13 protein-coding genes are annotated in these 18,245 nt (G+C 51.1%); 3 read left to right on the top strand and 10 right to left on the bottom strand.

Going from position 1 to position 18,245, the window contains the following annotated elements:
- Positions 1 to 23: 23 nt before the first annotated feature.
- The 4 genes from FDX04_RS04450 to FDX04_RS04435 are packed head-to-tail and all read right to left on the bottom strand — an operon-like array spanning position 24 to position 6,183.
- The gene (locus tag FDX04_RS04450; RefSeq protein ID WP_125292339.1) at positions 24 to 1,754 is read right to left on the bottom strand and encodes a Card1-like endonuclease domain-containing protein; all 1,731 of its coding nucleotides are present in this window, start codon (positions 1,752 to 1,754) and stop codon (positions 24 to 26) included.
- Entirely contained in the window at positions 1,751 to 3,898 is a 2,148-nt protein-coding gene (locus tag FDX04_RS04445; RefSeq protein ID WP_065357657.1) for an AAA family ATPase, read from the bottom strand. Before FDX04_RS04445 ends, FDX04_RS04450 begins: the two co-directional genes overlap by 4 nt.
- A 2-nt stretch (positions 3,899 to 3,900) precedes the next feature.
- Positions 3,901 to 5,472 (bottom strand): hypothetical protein, encoded by a 1,572-nt coding sequence (locus FDX04_RS04440; protein WP_137370492.1) that lies wholly within the window; start codon positions 5,470 to 5,472, stop codon positions 3,901 to 3,903.
- 9 nt (positions 5,473 to 5,481) lie between these two features.
- A complete protein-coding gene (locus FDX04_RS04435) occupies positions 5,482 to 6,183 on the bottom strand; it encodes a VWA domain-containing protein (protein WP_023327867.1) in 702 nt (233 codons plus the stop codon).
- Positions 6,184 to 7,384: 1,201 nt separating this feature from the next.
- Here FDX04_RS04435 and shiA point away from each other — a divergent pair.
- The 3 genes from shiA (at position 7,385) to FDX04_RS04415 (ending at position 12,069) form a co-directional block, all read left to right on the top strand.
- Positions 7,385 to 8,701 carry a shikimate transporter gene (gene shiA, locus FDX04_RS04425; protein ID WP_038639777.1) on the top strand — a complete coding sequence of 439 codons (1,317 nt, stop codon included), beginning with the start codon at positions 7,385 to 7,387 and terminating at the stop codon, positions 8,699 to 8,701.
- Positions 8,702 to 8,820: 119 nt separating this feature from the next.
- Positions 8,821 to 10,275, top strand: coding sequence for an AMP nucleosidase (locus FDX04_RS04420; protein WP_042309167.1), 1,455 nt, complete (start codon positions 8,821 to 8,823; stop codon positions 10,273 to 10,275).
- 15 nt (positions 10,276 to 10,290) lie between these two features.
- Positions 10,291 to 12,069, top strand: coding sequence for an aminopeptidase P family protein (locus FDX04_RS04415; protein WP_137370490.1), 1,779 nt, complete (start codon positions 10,291 to 10,293; stop codon positions 12,067 to 12,069).
- Between the two features lie 55 nt (positions 12,070 to 12,124).
- Here the strand turns inward: FDX04_RS04415 and ptsG are convergent, their stop codons facing one another.
- From ptsG to pabC, 6 genes are all read right to left on the bottom strand, one after another.
- Entirely contained in the window at positions 12,125 to 13,558 is a 1,434-nt protein-coding gene (gene ptsG / locus FDX04_RS04410) for a PTS glucose transporter subunit IIBC (protein WP_003036277.1), read from the bottom strand.
- A gap of 293 nt (positions 13,559 to 13,851) precedes the next feature.
- Positions 13,852 to 14,649 carry a metal-dependent hydrolase gene (locus FDX04_RS04405; protein ID WP_038639768.1) on the bottom strand — a complete coding sequence of 266 codons (798 nt, stop codon included), beginning with the start codon at positions 14,647 to 14,649 and terminating at the stop codon, positions 13,852 to 13,854.
- A 10-nt stretch (positions 14,650 to 14,659) separates the two neighbouring features.
- Positions 14,660 to 15,664 carry a DNA polymerase III subunit delta' gene (holB, locus tag FDX04_RS04400; protein ID WP_137370489.1) on the bottom strand — a complete coding sequence of 335 codons (1,005 nt, stop codon included), beginning with the start codon at positions 15,662 to 15,664 and terminating at the stop codon, positions 14,660 to 14,662.
- Positions 15,661 to 16,302: a dTMP kinase gene (tmk, locus tag FDX04_RS04395; RefSeq protein WP_042309174.1), complete on the bottom strand. Its 642-nt coding sequence runs from the start codon at positions 16,300 to 16,302 to the stop codon at positions 15,661 to 15,663. The genes holB and tmk overlap by 4 nt, the downstream gene beginning before the upstream one ends.
- A complete protein-coding gene (yceG, locus tag FDX04_RS04390) occupies positions 16,292 to 17,314 on the bottom strand; it encodes a cell division protein YceG (RefSeq protein WP_137370488.1) in 1,023 nt (340 codons plus the stop codon). Before yceG ends, tmk begins: the two co-directional genes overlap by 11 nt.
- Before the next feature lie 2 nt (positions 17,315 to 17,316).
- Positions 17,317 to 18,126 (bottom strand): aminodeoxychorismate lyase, encoded by an 810-nt coding sequence (pabC, locus tag FDX04_RS04385; protein ID WP_137370487.1) that lies wholly within the window; start codon positions 18,124 to 18,126, stop codon positions 17,317 to 17,319.
- Positions 18,127 to 18,245 lie beyond the last annotated feature (119 nt).

The following is an 18,245-nucleotide window of genomic DNA, read 5'->3' as shown; positions in this document are numbered from 1 at the left end:
CGAAAATAAAATATATATCCATTTTAATTACTCTCAAAAAACTTCAACAAGCGGTCTGACGCATGCTCCCCAAAAAACCAGTTTACATTCGTCTGGTCATCTGATTTTTGCTTGACCACAGGATGTGAGGGACGAAATGCTGAAATCATAACCCCATTGCCTTTTACCCCACCAAAATGCTTGGTAATTTCGCTAAGCTTCGAAATATGGTGTGCTTCAACTTTCCCACTTTTACATTCAATAACAAATAAAGCGTATCCGTCGGTACAGATAACATCAAATTCTTGATAACCTGTTTTTTCCTTAAACCCATCATGATAGGACTTAAAGTTATCGTTCGAATCAACGTCCTCAACGGATACCTCAAGCCCAAGGCGTATATCTTTCAGTACGGCCGATTCCTTTAACGGCATTAACACACTAAAGACATACACCTCTAACCATTTCCCCAGGAGAAATTCCATAAAATCCGGACAATCATCAAACACAAACGACTGCCCCCCGATGGTCAGTTTTCCTTGTTTTTCTATTGTCAGCTCTGCGTAGAAGTCATTACCCCAACATTTGAATGATTTCTCTTCGAGATAAGATTTCAGTTCGCGATACTTAGACACCATTAACTTACGATTTTCCCAAATTAACTGAGAAGCCGTAATCATCTCGCGAGAAATATCGTGTTCAGTCAGACCGGGCTTAGAGATGGTTAATCCATCACCATTCAACTTCAGGAATGTTTCTACCGAATCAATTGAAACAATCTCACTTTTAGTGAAGCTATTTAGATTGATCACCTGCTTCTTTGAAAAATCAAAATAAAATGGTGTTGCATTCACCTTGCGACAGGCGGCAAGGGCCCCGGCATACATCAACTTGGTGCCACCAGTTAAGTTAAAGCCGATCTTCGCCTCAGCAGGCATGTCCGCAATCTGCTCCAGAATGGTGGACCGGACATTGTCAGGATCATACGGGTCCACCGCAATTTCACCGTATTCTGCTTCGCCAAGAAACGGTTTCATGACATCGGCAGGAAACTGGGCAGAATTCACGAAGATATGCTTCCGGCTTGAAAACTGGAGTACACCAAGCAGGTTAGGGATCCGCTGTTCGCCGAACAGGTGAAAAATGGCATCATACCGATCAGATCCCGCACTGACTGGCAGGACCTGTCTTCCGTGCCATTCCAGCCACTCGTTCGGCAGGACGATTCTTTCCGGCGATTTGCCCGGCTGAGAAGATGCGATAAGACGTTTCTTTAGCGTTGGGTACCTCAGGGCCGCAAAAGCCCAGACGAATGCCATCACGGGAGTGCCCGGACTCAGGTAGAGCGTAACCAGTTTTTCACCTTCGGAGGCAGCAACGGCGTTCAGGGATTGCGTTGCCGCCTCATAGATACCTTCCGTGTCATTGAGATGTGCCAGCTCCACGGGTTGAAAATGTACATCGACTTTTTTACCGGCAGCCTGAAGCTGTTTATTTAGCCATTCATTGAAATGCGTGTGCGCACCTTCTGTATTTGAAAACAGGTCCATACACTGTCTTGCAGCAGCCGGGTCAACACCTTCTGTCGCGGCAATTTTTGGCTGGACATCATCCGCGTGGCTTTCGATTTTCACCGGGCGCGTAAACCCCAGGATGACCACATCGGTGTAATCTTCCGCCAGCAAAGCCCCCAGAACAGGGCCGGTTGTCTGTTCCAGTCCGAGAGAGGCCCTGAAATCCGTCATTCCGTACCATGTCATTAAATATTTTTTCAATTTATACGTCCCTGACTTTTAGGTACGAGTATTTGCACGATCTGTTCACCTGCATGAATTGTTTCACCGGTTTTGACGCACACCTTGACAACAAGCCCGTCAACAGAAGCGTTGATTTTTTGGGTGTTACCTCGCTCGTTATCTATCTCAATAAGAATATCGTTATATTTAACAATATTGCCTGTAAAGCAAAGGATATTCTGAACCGTACCTGTTGTAACAGACCGAGGTAATTTTATCGTTGCCAATTCAAATATTTTTTTTCGCTCCTCAAATGAAAGCTTATGGGCCAGCGATAAAAGCTTTTGCGCATCAATCAGTTGCTTTGAATGGAGTTCAAGAATGAGCTCACCACTCATATTGGGATGCTGCAATGCCAGCTCGAACTCATTTTTGGTTATTTCGTTGTTACTCCAGGATCCGGGCTTACTAAAATCAAATTTGCAATATCTGTTTACGACTTGCTGTAAGCCTGAAAATGGACATTGAGGGTTTTTTAAGGCTGCCTGGCGAACGACCGGGCTTTGATCGTTCACTAACTGTATGAGTTTTTCAGATGCGATAAATTCATTTGATGCGGCGTTTTCTCTTTCCGACACTGCATCGCTGTCACTCAGTGCGTTAATGCTCTCAAGATCTTCCTCTGCAAGGGAGGCGGCTTTGAGACTCAATTTCTCAAACAACGTCTGGTAGACCGCAATTTTCTCTTTAAGAACAACACTTATTGGTGTCACCAGGTCAATGTGCTTCTTAATAAGGGGCTGGGTCAGAACAGGCTCATTACTGCGGAACAAACTTTCTAACGCATCATTGATGACACATTCAATATCAGCGCCGGAAAAACCTTTAGACAGGGTTGCAAGCTCTGCAAGGTCGAGCCCTTTAGGGGGAAGGGTCAGTTGATTTAATTTAACGGCGAAAATCTGTTTTCGCTCACGTTCACTGGGTAAATTAACATAAAAAATTTCATCAAACCGTCCCCGCCTCAATAGCTCAGGAGGGATAGGGGTTATGTCATTGGCAGTTGCCACAACAAACACCGCTCCCGGCTTCTCCTGCATCCAGGTTAGAAAATAACCAAACAGACGAGTTGTGATTTCTGTGCTTCCCCCGGTCCCGTTAATGCCTGAAAAAGCTTTTTCAAGTTCATCAATCCACAACACACAAGGGCTCGCTTGTTCTGCAACCTTTAGGGCGGCCTTCATATTTGCTTCACTCTCACCCACAAATTTTCCCATCAGCGAGCCAATGTCTAAGCGAAAAAGAGGAACATTGAATAATGAGGAAACCGCTTTTGCACTCATTGATTTTCCACATCCCGGCATACCGGCTAACAGCACGCCTTTGGGGGCCGAGATGCCCAAACCCTGCGCTTTCGTTAAATCATCAATGATGTGTTTCTTGTTACGTAACCAGCTTTTGAGCCGTTCCAGCCCACCGATTTGGCTAATATCTATTTGACTATCGACCAACTCCAGCAAACCGGAGCGAGATAACTCTCTTTTTTTCAGGGCCAGAGCATCGCCCACAGACTCCTGAGGAAATGTGGCCTTATATTTATTTTTTAGCGTTTCGAATATTTGAAACACCCTGTCTCGCTCCATACCTGAAAATATGGATTTAAGGGAATTACGCACTGCGGTAGTAACAGTGACAGAGTACTCCTGTAAGAGAGAGTCAAAAATGCCATCCACTTGCTCTAACGAAAGAGGAGAGCAAGAGAAAGGGATCAAAAGATCCACAAGCTCTGGAAATTCTATACTCTCTTTAGACACGAAAAAGATCGCTGCCTGCCCCTTAAAGTGACGCTTGATCCTTAACAATTCCTGCTGCAGTCTGGCAATCGCTCTGATGTCATCTTTTAATACGGAACAGGCGTTCTGTATGACATAAATCCGCCCCGTCGGATCGTCATCCGCAATGGCTTTTAGATCCTGATACAGTAATGCATTTTGATCCGGTTTCAGAGCCCTTTTAGTCTTAAAATCAACCCAACCATACCCCAGATTCCACTCCTTTACCTTGAAGTCCAGTACGGTCGCAACGGTCTCGATTTCTTCATCGATTCGATTGACGTCCTGGCCCAGAATCTGAATTCCTGATACACCGGAACGAATAGCCTCAATAATGCCTTTGATATCCATACTTAAAATCCAAACAGAGAGGCCACGCCGCTACAGAACGATGAAATACCACTGCCTATTGCCGACCCCATCGATTTAACGGAATCAACGACTGCAGATACAATTCTCTTTCCACCTTCATATATCGCTTCACCAACGGTACTTCCAGCAATGCCACCGACTACGCCACCAACAACGCCACCAATAGCAGTCCCCACGGGACCCAGAACGGTTCCCAGTGCAGCACCTATGCCCGCTCCCTTGGCCCCACCGACAAGTCCCCCCACAAGGCTGCATGTGACGCTGCCGGCTTGATCAAGCGCTTCTTCCGCTGTGATTTCTCCGGTTGCGTATTTGTAGAGAACCTTCGCGTTTTCAATACCGATGCACACAGCATTGGCAATTCTGCCAGCAGGTGTATTTTTTAACACAGTGCCCAACCAGCCACTTTTCACCGCTACGGTCATGGCACCCGTGACAGCGACGCTTAGCCCCGAGGTCGCCGCCGATTTCAGAGCGCTCTGAACAAACTCTTGAAGGTCTTCTTCAGCACTATTATTTTCTTGCCCTGTTATTCCCTTCCAGATCCGCCGCCCGAGAATACGAGCCCCCTGAAATCCCACAGACAAAAGAGCCGCAGTACCCGCGTTTTTCCCGATATTTTTTGCAATATCGATCCTGCTGGTCTCGTTCCAGTCATATTGTTTGGCTTCGGCTTGTTCCTGGGCTCTGCGTTGCCTCTCTTTGGCTTCCTGTTTAGAAAGTGGCTTCGATTCAACGCCATCAATCTCTATTGTTTCAGTACTTCCAGGAATGTCATCAGACTGCCCTTCAGGCACCAACTTACGCTGCCCCCGGTAATCACCTTTTTTAAGCAATGTGTCTGTTGCATCCGCATCGGCCCCATATTTAGCCTGATAGCGACGTACAATTTTCCCCTCGCCATCCCGAATCACAACATCTACCGAATTTTTGCCATATGTCCCGCCAGGTTTGGGTTTTAACACTTCAGCACGGTATTCACTGCCTTTGGCTACCGCATCAAGGTTGAAGGTATCAGCATGGTGCTGTTCAGCAATAAAACCATCCAGATTAAGCTGCTGGTTCAACTGGCCATCGTTCCGGTAAAGCAAATCAATGTTTGCTTTGTTTGCCGTCTCGATGGCGCTATCAATTATCGTGGCGTAAGCGCCGAAGTTGGTGACGCCACCTGCCGTTGCGCCCTGCTCAACTTTCCCCGCCAGCCAGTTGCTGGTACTTAATCCTTTGCTGTGATGTGCCGCTAATTCTTGCTGAGATAAGCTGAAAACCGCCACCTCCTCAACAATCTCGCTAGCCGCTTGTTGGCGTTCTTCTTCAGTGCGCCAAATATCCGGATATTTAGCGAATTCAAGGTTAAGCCAGGCCTTACTGGAGAGGTCAGGCGATTTATCTCTGTAAGAACGAATAAATGAACCAATAACTCTGCGAGTTTTGTTTGCCCCTGCTGGCGTAACCTCTATCTGTCCAGCTAAAGCATCTGCCTGAGCTTCACTATGATGTGCGCCATTCGCTATCAGTGTTGGTAAATCCACATTTTCCTGATTCCTTTCCATTATGCTTCCCTACCAATAACCTTGATCATCATTCGCAATAGAGACTGACGCAGCAATATTTGACTTCGTGCGCGCATCTAACTCAATGGACGCCGGTAACACGTTCGGGTTCCGAGACTGGGTACGCAGGGTCACAGACATTGTCACTCGCTGGAAAAATTCATGCATCTGCCCGGCGTTTTCCGCATAAAAAAGGTCATGGGGCGTGCCCTCGATAAAACGTTTCAGAACCGCCTCATCCGCATCACGTCCGATAGCCATTGCCATGCGGTCACATTTGGAAGAGCGTCCTTCGAGGATAAAGTCCTCCATTGGCCTTTCCCAACGGTCATTAGGCTGCCCATCTGAAACGAGAACAATCGTCGGCCGGTAAGCACGAGACGGCGTGGTCTCCTTGTCTTCAATCATGTCCTTGGCCATTTCGAGAGCGGTTCCCATCGGGGTCATTCCGCTTGCCTGCAGACCCTGCCACTGCACCTGAGAAGCCCGGATGTAGGGAACATGCAGCTCAACCTGATCGCCAAAAGTGATGACGGAAACAAGGATCTCGGTCTCCATTTTCTCTTCCTGCGCAAAGGCATCCAGCATATCCCTGACGGCCTTATTTAGGTTCTCGATTTTCTCTCCGGACATACTGCCACTGATATCCAGAAGCAGGACGACGGGAAGCGGCCTGGCGGTCGGGGTGGTGAATTTTTTTGGATCAAACATTGGTTATCCTCCTGATGCGTTTGTTGGTTATCATTTCGACCCTGAATCCTGTTTTGCATCCCATCCGTCTACTGAACGCCTGACATCACTGGCAGACGCAGATTTGAAGGTTTATACACATTCCTGCTGGGGTCCCCTCTTTGCGTCCAGCCACGCATGAAGGGGTATTACGCTTAAACGCAGCGCAAATGCCGGGTAGCTAGGTTGTTTGCTGCGTTCCTGTAAATTTTATCGTGGATCAGAGGCCCGTCACACTGGATTTCACAAACACTATGACCGTGATTGCAAATCGGGGTAATAACCGATCGTTCAGGCCATCGGTACTTTTGTCTCTTACGGCACGGCCACTTCTGTTCTAACCCATCATTATCGTCTCAACGTTATCACAGTCGATACGGATGAAGGACGTAAAATTGATCCCGACGGTATCTGCATGACCAGCCTATTTTTCAGATGAAATGGTCAGAAAAAATGAATCCCAGTTTCATAATACACCTGAAAATTATCTGCCTGACAGTATGGTAACGGTGACTGATTTACCGAATTTTCAATTCAGGAATATGAGACAGGGCCTGTAACTCAATGCACCGTTTTCCCTGAAAAAATAATCGGTAGTGTGTGCGACATCAATACGCCTGTAAACAGGGGTGCGCCAGCTTTTGAGACGCCGATGTTATGGTTATCTGGGAATTGAAGTCGATTATGCGTTAGAGATCTCTGAATCGATTGAAGTCTAAGGTTGTCAGGGCTGCAACAGCAGCCCTGTGCCAGGAACAGACGTTGGTGACGCTCACCTACCCCATTGCGTAATATGCTGACCTGTATCCATATGACAGACGGGATCATTCTGTTGTTCTCAGTGAAGGCAAAGCCCATGGTCATTTGGGGGATCAAAATTGGTGGTCAATCTGGTGGTCTTGACAGAGAGTGGATTTCGCTTTAGCTTATTTATTAGCCACTTGCTGGCTAAGGCGATCCCAGTCAGAGGAGCCAAATTCAGAAAAGCCTGCTTTCAAGCAGGCTTTTTGCTTTTCAATTTTCTCATTCGTCTAATTATTCATGTTGCCCTCTGCGAGGGATATAATCGTTTCCTCTTCATGCCTGTCGCGGTAATCTCATAACGTCCGGTAATCTATCGGCTGCAATGTGAGTAACACAACTCAAATACTAATAATTAAAAGACAGTACAGACAGGATAACTATGGATTCCACCCTCACCTCCACGGGTCCCCAACAGGACGCCTCTTCGCTCAACCGTGCCCGACGCGCTGCGCTTGGTAGCTTCGCGGGCGCCGTAGTCGACTGGTATGATTTTCTGCTCTATGGCATCACCGCTGCGTTAGTCTTTAACCGCGAGTTCTTTCCACAGGTCAGTCCGGCGATGGGCACACTTGCCGCCTTCGCTACCTTTGGCGTCGGATTTCTGTTCCGCCCGCTAGGCGGGGTCATCTTCGGCCACTTCGGCGATCGTCTTGGGCGTAAACGTATGCTGATGCTCACCGTCTGGATGATGGGGATTGCCACGGCGCTGATTGGCATTATTCCTTCCTTTGACACTATTGGCTGGTGGGCCCCTGTTCTACTGGTAACGCTGCGCGCTATTCAGGGATTCGCCGTAGGTGGTGAATGGGGCGGCGCAGCGTTGCTTTCCGTCGAAAGCGCGCCGAAAAATAAAAAAGCCTTTTATAGCAGCGGTGTACAGGTCGGGTACGGCGTCGGTCTGCTGCTTTCTACCGGCCTCGTCTCGCTGATTAGCTCTCAAACCACCGATGAGCAGTTCCTCAGTTGGGGCTGGCGTATTCCGTTCTTGTTCAGCATTGTGCTGGTATTAGGCGCGTTGTGGATGCGTAACAGAATGGATGAATCGGCCGAGTTCGAACAGCAGCAACAGGCGCCGCAACCGGAGAAAAAGCGGCTTCCTGTCATCGAGGCTTTAATCCGCCATCCGGGCGCGTTCTTAAAAATTATCGCCCTGCGCCTGTGTGAACTGCTGACGATGTATATCGTCACCGCATTTGCTCTTAACTACTCGACGCAAAACCTGGGCCTGCCGCGCGAGCTGTTTCTGAATATCGGATTGCTGGTCGGCGGGCTGAGCTGTCTGACCATCCCCTGCTTTGCGTGGCTTGCCGACCGCTTTGGTCGTCGTCGCGTCTACATTACCGGGGCACTGGTCGGTACGCTGAGCGCCTTCCCGTTCTTTATGGCACTGGAAGCACAGTCTATTTTCTGGATCGTGTTCTTCGCGATTATGTTAGCCAACATCGCGCACGATATGGTGGTGTGCGTACAGCAGCCTATGTTTACCGGTCTGTTTGGCGCAAGTTATCGCTACAGCGGCGCAGGCGTTGGTTATCAGGTGGCCAGCGTGGTTGGCGGCGGTTTTACCCCCTTTATTGCGGCGGCACTGGTGACATTCTCAGGTGGAGACTGGCACAGCGTAGCTATTTATCTGATGGCGGGTTGTCTTATCTCCGCCACTACCGCGCTGTTAATGCGAGATAAGCAGCACGGTTAAAGCCCCGGTGCGAGGGTCGTCCGGTCTTCGCACAATCTTCCTTATCGTCTGACTTTTGTTTCACATTCCTGTGACATACTATCGGAAGAGCGGTATATCTGTGGAACAAGGAGACAGACATGAACAATAAGGGCGCCAGCCTGACCCCGGCTCAGGCACTGGATAAACTGGACGCGCTGTACGAACAGTCGGTTAAATCACTGCGTAGCGCCATTGGTAAGTATATTGAAACAGGGACGCTCCCTGACGTAATCGCCCGCCATAACGGTCTTTTTGTTTACCCATCACTTCGTGTCACCTGGGATGGCAGCGCCACCAATCCTCCGAAAACCCGCGCCTATGGACGTTTTACCCATGCGGGTTGCTATACCACCACCATTACCCGTCCGTCGCTCTTTCGTCCTTATCTTGAAGAACAGCTTACGCTGCTGTATCAGGATTATGATGCGCATATCTCTGTTGAGCCATCGCAGCATGAAATCCCCTATCCCTATGTGATTGACGGTTCAGAACTGACGCTGGATCGCTCGATGAGCGCCGGATTAACGCGCCACTTCCCCACCACTGAATTGTCCCAAATTGGTGACGAAACAGCAGACGGGATTTTTCATCCGGCGGAATTTTCTCCGCTGTCTCACTTCGATGCCCGACGCGTGGATTTTTCGCTGGCGCGACTACGTCATTACACGGGCACGCCGGTTGAACATTTCCAGCCCTTTGTGCTGTTCACCAACTACACCCGCTATGTCGATGAGTTCGTACGCTGGGGCTGCAGCCAGATCCTCGACCCGGACAGCCCGTACATCGCGCTGTCATGCGCGGGCGGGATCTGGATCACCGCCGAAACCGAAGCGCCAGAAGAAGCCATCTCCGACCTCGCCTGGAAGAAGCACCAGATGCCCGCCTGGCATTTAATTACCGCTGATGGTCAGGGGATCACGCTGGTAAATATCGGCGTCGGCCCGTCTAACGCCAAAACTATTTGCGATCATCTCGCCGTATTGCGCCCTGATGTCTGGCTGATGATTGGGCACTGTGGCGGCCTGCGTGAAAGTCAGGCAATTGGCGATTATGTTCTGGCCCACGCTTATTTGCGTGATGACCACGTGCTGGATGCCGTACTCCCACCGGATATCCCGATTCCAAGCATCGCTGAAGTGCAACGCGCGCTGTATGACGCGACCAAAGAGGTCAGCGGCATGCCCGGCGAAGAGGTCAAACAGCGCCTGCGTACCGGTACCGTTGTCACTACCGACGATCGTAACTGGGAATTACGTTACTCCGCCTCTGCGCTGCGCTTTAACCTCAGCCGTGCGGTAGCTATCGATATGGAAAGCGCCACTATCGCCGCCCAGGGCTACCGCTTCCGCGTCCCCTACGGCACATTACTTTGCGTTTCCGACAAACCCTTGCACGGCGAGATCAAACTGCCTGGTCAGGCCAACCGTTTTTATGAAGGCGCCATTTCCGAGCATCTGCAAATAGGTATCCGGGCTATCGATCGTCTTCGTGCCGAAGGCGACCGACTGCACTCCCGTAAATTACGCACATTCAACGAACCGCCGTTCCGTTAAGGCCTGAAGGTAACTATGCACAACTCAACTCCTCTTTCCGCCCTGCGTAACCTGCTGATAGCGCAGGGGCTGGACAGTATGATTGTACCGCGCGCCGACGCTCACCAAAGTGAAGATTGTACGCCGCATGATAATAAGTTGGCCTGGCTGACTGGGTTTAGCGGCTCTGCGGGACTCGCGTTGGTCCTGCGCGATCGCGCATTAATGTTTGTCGATGGGCGCTATCAGGTCCAGGTGCGCAATGAAGTCTCGCTGGATGATTTTGAAATTCATCATTTACACGACGAACCGCTGGCCGACTATTTGCAGTGTCACGTTGCAGCGGGCGCGCGTATTGGCTTTGAGCCGCTGTTGATGGTCAACAGCCAGTTTGAAGCGCTGTCGGCGACGCATTGCGAACTGGTACCTCTGGAGCAAGACCCTTTCGACCAGATATGGCTCGATCGTCCGGCAGCGCCCTGCGGCATCATTCGCGAAATGCCCCTCGACATTAGCGGTGAGAGTAGCGCACAGAAACGTACCCGCGTAGTGGAGAAGCTCAATCAACATCAGGCCGATGTGCTGGCGATTACGCTGCCGGATAACATTGCCTGGCTGCTTAATGTTCGCGGTTCGGATCTCGCGATGGTTCCGGTGCCGTTCTCATTTGCCCTGCTCCATCGCAGCGGCGAACTGGAATGGTTTGTGGATAGCAATAAAACGCAGCAGCTCCCCGCATCGCTGTTGGATACGCTTACGCTGGCCCCGCAAGAGAACTTCCTGGCTCGCTGCCAGCAGTTGGCAAATGGGAAGCGCTTTCTGGTCGATAAAGACTACGCTCCGGTGGCATTGCGTTTTGCCATAGAAGAACATGGCGGCAACGTCCTGTGGGCCCCCGATCCCATCACGTTAATGAAAGCGCACAAAAATGACGTTGAACTGGCAGGCTATCGGGAATGCCATGAACAGGATGGCGCAGCCTGGGTTAACTTCCTCGCATGGCTGGCGCATGAGGTCCCTTTACGCGAAGCGGCAGGCAATCCGATCACCGAACTGGAAGCACAGGCTAAACAGCTGGAGTTTCGCCAACAGCAGCCGGGATTTATCGAGCAGAGCTTCAGCACGATTTCAGCCTCTGCCAGCAATGCTGCGATGTGTCATTATCACTCCAGCGAAAAAACCAATACGCCAATTACCTCGCAGGCCATGTATCTGAATGATTCCGGTGGTCAGTATCATAATGGTACGACGGATACGACGCGTACCCTCGCATTTGGCCCACAGGATCCGCAGCGACGCTTGCACTACACCGCCGTGTTGAAAGGCTTCTTGTCGCTTATTTCACTGCAGTTCCCCAGCGGTACTCAGGGCCATCAACTGGATGCCTTTAGTCGGCGGGCGTTGTGGGATTTGGGACTGGATTTTGATCATGGAACCGGGCACGGCGTAGGCCATCAGTTGCTTATCCATGAACAACCTCATCGCATTGCCAAAAAAGTTAACCCCTGGCCTCTGGTGGCGGGCAATATCATCACCATCGAACCGGGTTATTATCTGGCCGGGCAATATGGGATCCGCATTGAGAATCAGGTGGAGATTATCAACAGCCGTCCGGGCTTCTGCCGCTTCTCGACGCTGACGCTGGTGCCGATTGATTTGAACCTGGTGGAACTTCATCTGCTGAGCGATGCTGAGAAACAGTGGATTGATGATTACCACCAGCAGGTCAGAGAGACGTTGTCCCCACGCGTAAACGCAGAAGCCCGTCCGTGGCTGTTCGCCGCCACTGCGCCCATTCGCGTTCAGGCCAATTAAGGCATTAAAAAAGGCAGCCCGCAGGCTGCCTTAGTTCTCCCCAACTTCTTACTGCTTAGCTGTTACGGATGTACTCATCCATTTCAGTTTTCAGGTTATCGGACTTAGTACCGAAGATCGCCTGAACACCGGAACCAGCAACCACGACGCCCGCCGCACCCAGTTTCTTCAGGCCAGCCTGATCCACTTTGGCAACGTCAGCCACGCTAACACGCAGACGAGTGATGCACGCATCGAGGTTAGTGATGTTTTCTTTACCACCGAATGCAGCAACCAGAGCCGGAGCCATTTCGCCGGACGCACCCGCTTTGCTGTCTTCGGTAGCATCTTCACGACCAGGCGTTTTCAGGTCCAGCGCTTTGATCAACACACGGAAGATGGTGTAGTAAACAATCGCATAACCGATACCGACAATCGGGAACAGCCACAGTTTGCTGCTGTTACCGGACAGAACGATAAAGTCGATCAGACCGTGAGAGAACGATGTTCCGTCACGCATACCCAGCAGGATACAGATCGGGAATGCCAGACCAGCCAGAATCGCGTGGATGATGTACAGGATCGGCGCCACGAACATGAAGGAGAACTCGATCGGCTCGGTAATACCGGTCAGGAACGAGGTCAGCGCCGCGGAGATCATGATACCGCCCACTTTCGCGCGGTTTTCCGGTTTAGCAGAATGCCAGATAGCGATAGCGGCAGCCGGCAAACCGTACATTTTGAACAGGAAGCCACCGGACAGTTTGCCCGCAGTCGGGTCACCCGCCATATAGCGAGGGATATCGCCGTGGAACACCTGGCCCGCAGCGTTGGTGTACTCACCGATCTGCATCTGGAAAGGAACGTTCCAGATATGGTGCAGACCAAACGGCACCAGGCAGCGTTCAATGAAGCCATAGATACCGAACGCCACTACCGGGTTCTGGTATGCAGCCCACTGGGAGAACGTCTGAATAGCAGTACCGATCGGCGGCCAAATGAAGGACAGAACCACGCCTGTGAAGATAGCAGCCAGACCAGAAATAATAGGAACGAAGCGCTTACCCGCAAAGAAGCCGAGATACTCAGGCAATTTGATACGGTAGAAACGGTTGAACATATACGCTGCGATCGCACCGGAGATAATCCCCCCGAGAACACCCGTATCAGCAAGGTGTTTAGCGGCGATCTCTTCAGCAGGTAAATGCAGAACCAGCGGCGCAACAACAGCCATGGTTTTAACCATGATGCCGTAGGCAACAACGGACGCCAGTGCAGATACGCCGTCATTGTTGGTGAAGCCTAACGCAACACCGATGGCAAAGATCAGCGGCATGTTCGCAAAAACAGAACCGCCTGCTTCTGCCATTACGTGCGATACAACGGCTGGCAGCCAGCTGAAGTTAGCGGAACCGACACCCAGCAGGATACCTGCAATCGGGAGTACGGATACCGGCAGCATCAGCGATTTACCGACCTTTTGCAGGTTAGCAAATGCATTCTTAAACATAATTGAGAGTGCTCCTGAGTATTTGTGCTTTTCTACGTTCTCACGCATTGGCAAGGGGGGAGAGCCTCGCCGTGGACAGAGCATCTAAGTGCTCTTTATTTATTACACAGAGTAAAATAATTCAGTCTGTTTTTGTTTGACGGCTATCACAATTCAGTTGTGAATGGCCGCAAAATTCGCACATTCCGATAAAATGAGTTTCTGAATGTGTCTAACTGGTTATTCACCGCCCATTTTGTGGCGGTGAACTTTACTCGCTTTAGTTATTAATTACGAGCTTTAAAAAAAGTCAGTTAGCGGACTGATTGCAGGCGAGAAGCATCGATGTGAAACAGGCGGGCAAAGTTATCAGTGGTTGCCTGCGCCAGTTCTTCCACGGCAACACCTTTCACTACGGCCATGTACTCTGCGACATCACGCGTCATGGCGGGTTGGTTCTCTTTTCCGCGATGCGGTACCGGCGCAAGGTACGGGGAATCCGTCTCAACTAACAAACGATCCAGAGGAACATAACGGGCAGCATCACGCAGTTGGTCAGCATTACGGAACGTGACGATGCCGGAAAACGAGATATAAAAGCCGAGATCCAGCAATTTGCCCGCCGTTTCTCTGTCCTCTGTAAAACAGTGTAGTACGCCACCACAATCCGTCACCTTTTCTTCGCGCAGAATCGATAACGTATCGGCTCGGGCATCACGGGTATGCACGATAACCGGCTTCTGTAACTCGCGGCCAATCTGAATATGGTGGATGAACGATTCCTGCTGGCGAACCTTTGTTTCCGGCGTGTAAAAATAGTCCAGCCCGGTTTCCCCCATCGCTACCACACCGTCTTCGGCGGCAAAACGACGCAGATCTTCAACATCATAGGTTTCATCCTGGTTTAACGGATGCACACCGCAGGAGAAAACCACGTTGTCACGTTGGCCAACCAGTTCACGCATACTGCGGTATCCCGGCAGGGTTGTCGCGACGGCAAGACAAAATTTCACATCGCGTGCGGCCGCTTTCGCCAACACGTCATCCACGTCCTTATGCAGAGATTGATAATCCAGGCCATCAAGATGGCAGTGTGAGTCGACTAAAAACATAATGTCTCTCTCAAAGATGAGGAACAGGCAGTACGGTGCCCGGTTGCAGGTAATGCTCAATACGAAGGATAAGATCGGTTAACACCAGTTCACGGTTTATACCCGTCACGTTCAGCAACTGCTGACGGCAATGACAAACATCACCGAGTATCGCCTGTATCTGGGCGACGGATAACCGCTCTGCGATAGAAGAGATGAGATCCTGAGCATCAGGATTGGTTAAATGGGAAATCCCATAGGGACGCTTTAAAGCATCCGTCAGCAGCGTTGCCAGCCAGTGTAAACGAGCGGCAGCCTGATCGTGGTTGAGCGCCGTTAACAGGATATACCAGTCGCCTGAATGCAGGGTGTTCGCCAGCGCAGCGAGGAAATCTGTGCGGTGCGTCCAGCTTGCGTCCTGCAGTAACGTTAATGCCGCACCCGGCGATCCCGCGCTCAGACGTAATGCGCTCAACAATGCTTCCGGTGACACCGTCACTTCACGGCTAAGCCAGGAGATAGCGTACGACTCTGCCGGTGGTGCAAGGTGATGTAACCGACAGCGGCTACGTAGCGTGGCCAATAAACGTGCAGGCTCTCGACTGGCGAGGAAGAACCAGGTCTGCGCCGGAGGCTCTTCCAGCGTTTTCAGCAACGCATTAGCGGCGGCGTCGGTTAACTGGGCGGCATCCGGGATCCACACCACTTTCGCCCCGCCCAGGCGTGAATGCTCGTACAGTTTCTCACTGACTTCGCGTACCGCATCAACCCCGAGCGTGCTTTTGCCTTTTTCCGGCAGCAGCGAATAGTAGTCCGGATGCGTTCCCGCCTGCATCAGCTGACAGCCGCGGCAGTGTCCGCAGCTTTTATGTCCTTCCGGCTGCTGACACATTAAATAGCGACTGAGCGCGTAAATCAGCGCATCGTCGCCCATGCCGGGTAACGCCTGAATCAGTAACGCATGGTGACCACGACCGGCCTGGTAGCTTGCTACCAGTTTTTCAAAATCAGGTCGTAACCATGGGTACCATTTCATGCGCCCTGCTCCTTCACCCACTGGGTGACGGTATTGCGGATATCAGCCATCACAGCCTCCAGCGGCTGCGTAGCGTCGATAGTACGAATGCTGGCGTCTTTGGCAGCCAGCTCAAGATAGCGCGCTCGGGTGCGATTAAAGAAATCGAAAGATTCCTGTTCAATACGGTCCAGTTCGCCGCGCGCACGCGCACGCTTCAATCCGACTTCTGGAGTGACATCCAGATAGAGCGTCAGGTCCGGACGAAAATTTCCGAGTACCGCATCACGCAGCGTTGCCAGCATATTTTGATCAATGCCGCGGCCACCGCCCTGATACGCCTGGGTCGACAGGTCGTGACGATCGCCAATGACCCATGCGCCTCTCGCCAGAGCGGGTTTAATAACGGTTTCGACCAACTGTACGCGCGCGGCGTAAAACATCAGGACTTCGGCTTTGTCGGTAATGACCTCGTCACCCACCGACTTAATGTCCAGCACCAGACTTCTTAGTTTCTCAGCGAGCTGCGTTCCACCAGGCTCGCGGGTAAAAACCATGTCACGAATACCGAGTTGCTCAAGTGTCTCTACCACCACATTACGCGCAGTGGTTTTTCCGGCGCCTTCCAGGCCCTCGATGACGATATAGTTACTGCCCATTTTTTTCCTTAAGCACTTTCAGGTAATCCTGTACTGACCGGTTATGGCTGACAAGATTGGTGTTAAATGTGTGACCGCCTTTACCATCTGCCACGAAATAGAGATACGGCGTTTTTGCAGGATGTGCGGCAGCCTGCAACGAGGCCTCTCCCGGCATGGCAATCGGGCCAGGCGGTAGCCCGGTAATGGTGTAGGTGTTATAGGCGGTGGGCGTTTCTAAATCCACACGCGACAATTTACCATTATACCGTGTCCCCATGCCGTAAATCACCGTCGGATCGGTTTGTAAACGCATGCCAATACGTAAGCGGTTAATAAAGACCGATGCCACCTGGTCACGCTCGCTGGCAACCGCGGTTTCTTTTTCAATAATCGAGGCCATTGTCACCAGTTGGTTTTTATCCTGATAAGGCAGCCCCTCAGCGCGCCCTTCCCAGACGGTATCCACCGCTTTAACCATCTTTTGATGCGCACGTTTTAGCAGTGCTACGTCGGTCGTATTAGCGGTATACATCCAGGTATCGGGCCAGAACCAGCCTTCCACCCACTGCGGGTTTTCCAGCTTCAGCGCCTGAGCGACAGTCTCGTAGTTATCGTCACTCAGCGTATGTTTGATATAGGGCGCATCGCGCAGTTGTTTGAGGTAATCACTCAGGCGCATCCCTTCCACCAGACGTAACGGGAACTGCGCCTCTTTACCGCTTTCCAGCAGTAGCAGCATCTCTCGCACCGTCATGTCGGGCGTCAGGCGATAGGTACCCGCTTTAAAATGCGACAGGTCTGGTTCCACACGCAGCAGCCACTGGAATACACGCGGACGATTGATAACCTTATCCGCATACAGCTGTTCACCGAGGGCCAGGCGGCCCGTACCCGCTTTCAGCGTAAAAATGGTCTCTTCTTTAATCAATAATTTACTGTCCGCCAAATGGCGAACTTTCCACATTCCCACTCCCGCGGCAATGCCCAGCACAACCAGCAATAACAGGACAACGAGTAACAGTTTTTTCATGACTAATTCGGGTGCTCACAAAGTGGGGCTAAAAAATCGAATAACAAACGTGAAGACAACATCGTGTCGCCACAGGTACGCACGGGAATAACCGGCATTAATGCATTACAGACGACGATTTCATCGGCTTGCATAATCTCCTCCAACCCGGCATACACTTCGACAAGACTGAACGGTGATTGTGCCAGCATACGGATACAGAACTGTCGCATAATGCCGTTCACTCCGGCCTGATCCAACCGGGGAGTGTAAACCACATTACCTTTACGCCAGAACAAATTAGCCGCACAGCATTCCGTAACCCATCCCTCGCTGTCAAGAACCAGCGCTTCATCGGCATCCGTCTGCTCAAGATGAGAGCGAATCAATACCTGCTCCAGGCGATTCAGATGCTTGAGTCCGGCAAGCAGCGGATTACGGCCCAGACGCACTGGACTCAACGCCAGCGTAATCCCTTCATGGCGCCAACGATCGTAATGTTCGGGCCAGGCTGAAACAGAGAGAATACGGGTGGCATTGTGACAATTTGCGCCGCTGTAGCCCCGACCGCCGCTACCGCGGCTAATAATGACTTTCAATACGCCACGCGCGTGTCCTTGCGCCAGCATTTTCATTTCATCTTGCAGCTCTGACCATTGTTCGAAAGAGATCAGCAACTTTTGGCAAGCGTCTTGTAAACGCGCAAGATGCGCTGCAAAGAGGCAAATTTCACCGTCGATAATTCGCGCGGTAGTAAAACAACCATCACCAAATTGAGTCGCTCGATCGCTTGCGGCCAGCAAATTTTGCTCGCGGCCATTAATTAAGAACATGGAGGCTCCTTATATCTGGTCCGCTAGTTTGGCAGGATGAGTAACACAGGACAAGGGCGAAAAACCGAATAAAAAAAGGCCCGACAAGCGGCAATACTGTTCACTTAAGCGGAGCAGTA

The sequence above is a fragment of the Citrobacter sp. wls615 genome, assembly GCF_005281355.1.
GTDB lineage: Bacteria > Pseudomonadota > Gammaproteobacteria > Enterobacterales > Enterobacteriaceae > Citrobacter > Citrobacter werkmanii.
The sequence above is the reverse complement of the archived record's forward strand: the minus strand, read 5'-3'. Positions and strand labels throughout refer to the sequence as shown.

Bases quoted from the DNA above. Each gene is read 5' to 3' on its own strand.
- FDX04_RS04420 (WP_042309167.1), top strand. From the start codon at position 8,821: ATGAACAATAAGGGCGCCAGCCTGACCCCGGCTCAGGCACTGGATAAA.
- yceG (WP_137370488.1), bottom strand. From the start codon at position 17,314: ATGAAAAAACTGTTACTCGTTGTCCTGTTATTGCTGGTTGTGCTGGGC.
- shiA (WP_038639777.1), top strand. From the start codon at position 7,385: ATGGATTCCACCCTCACCTCCACGGGTCCCCAACAGGACGCCTCTTCG.
- holB (WP_137370489.1), bottom strand. From the start codon at position 15,664: ATGAAATGGTACCCATGGTTACGACCTGATTTTGAAAAACTGGTAGCA.
- FDX04_RS04405 (WP_038639768.1), bottom strand. From the start codon at position 14,649: ATGTTTTTAGTCGACTCACACTGCCATCTTGATGGCCTGGATTATCAA.
- ptsG (WP_003036277.1), bottom strand. From the start codon at position 13,558: ATGTTTAAGAATGCATTTGCTAACCTGCAAAAGGTCGGTAAATCGCTG.
- tmk (WP_042309174.1), bottom strand. From the start codon at position 16,302: ATGGGCAGTAACTATATCGTCATCGAGGGCCTGGAAGGCGCCGGAAAA.
- FDX04_RS04435 (WP_023327867.1), bottom strand. From the start codon at position 6,183: ATGTTTGATCCAAAAAAATTCACCACCCCGACCGCCAGGCCGCTTCCC.
- FDX04_RS04440 (WP_137370492.1), bottom strand. From the start codon at position 5,472: ATGGAAAGGAATCAGGAAAATGTGGATTTACCAACACTGATAGCGAAT.
- pabC (WP_137370487.1), bottom strand. From the start codon at position 18,126: ATGTTCTTAATTAATGGCCGCGAGCAAAATTTGCTGGCCGCAAGCGAT.
- FDX04_RS04415 (WP_137370490.1), top strand. From the start codon at position 10,291: ATGCACAACTCAACTCCTCTTTCCGCCCTGCGTAACCTGCTGATAGCG.
- FDX04_RS04445 (WP_065357657.1), bottom strand. From the start codon at position 3,898: ATGGATATCAAAGGCATTATTGAGGCTATTCGTTCCGGTGTATCAGGA.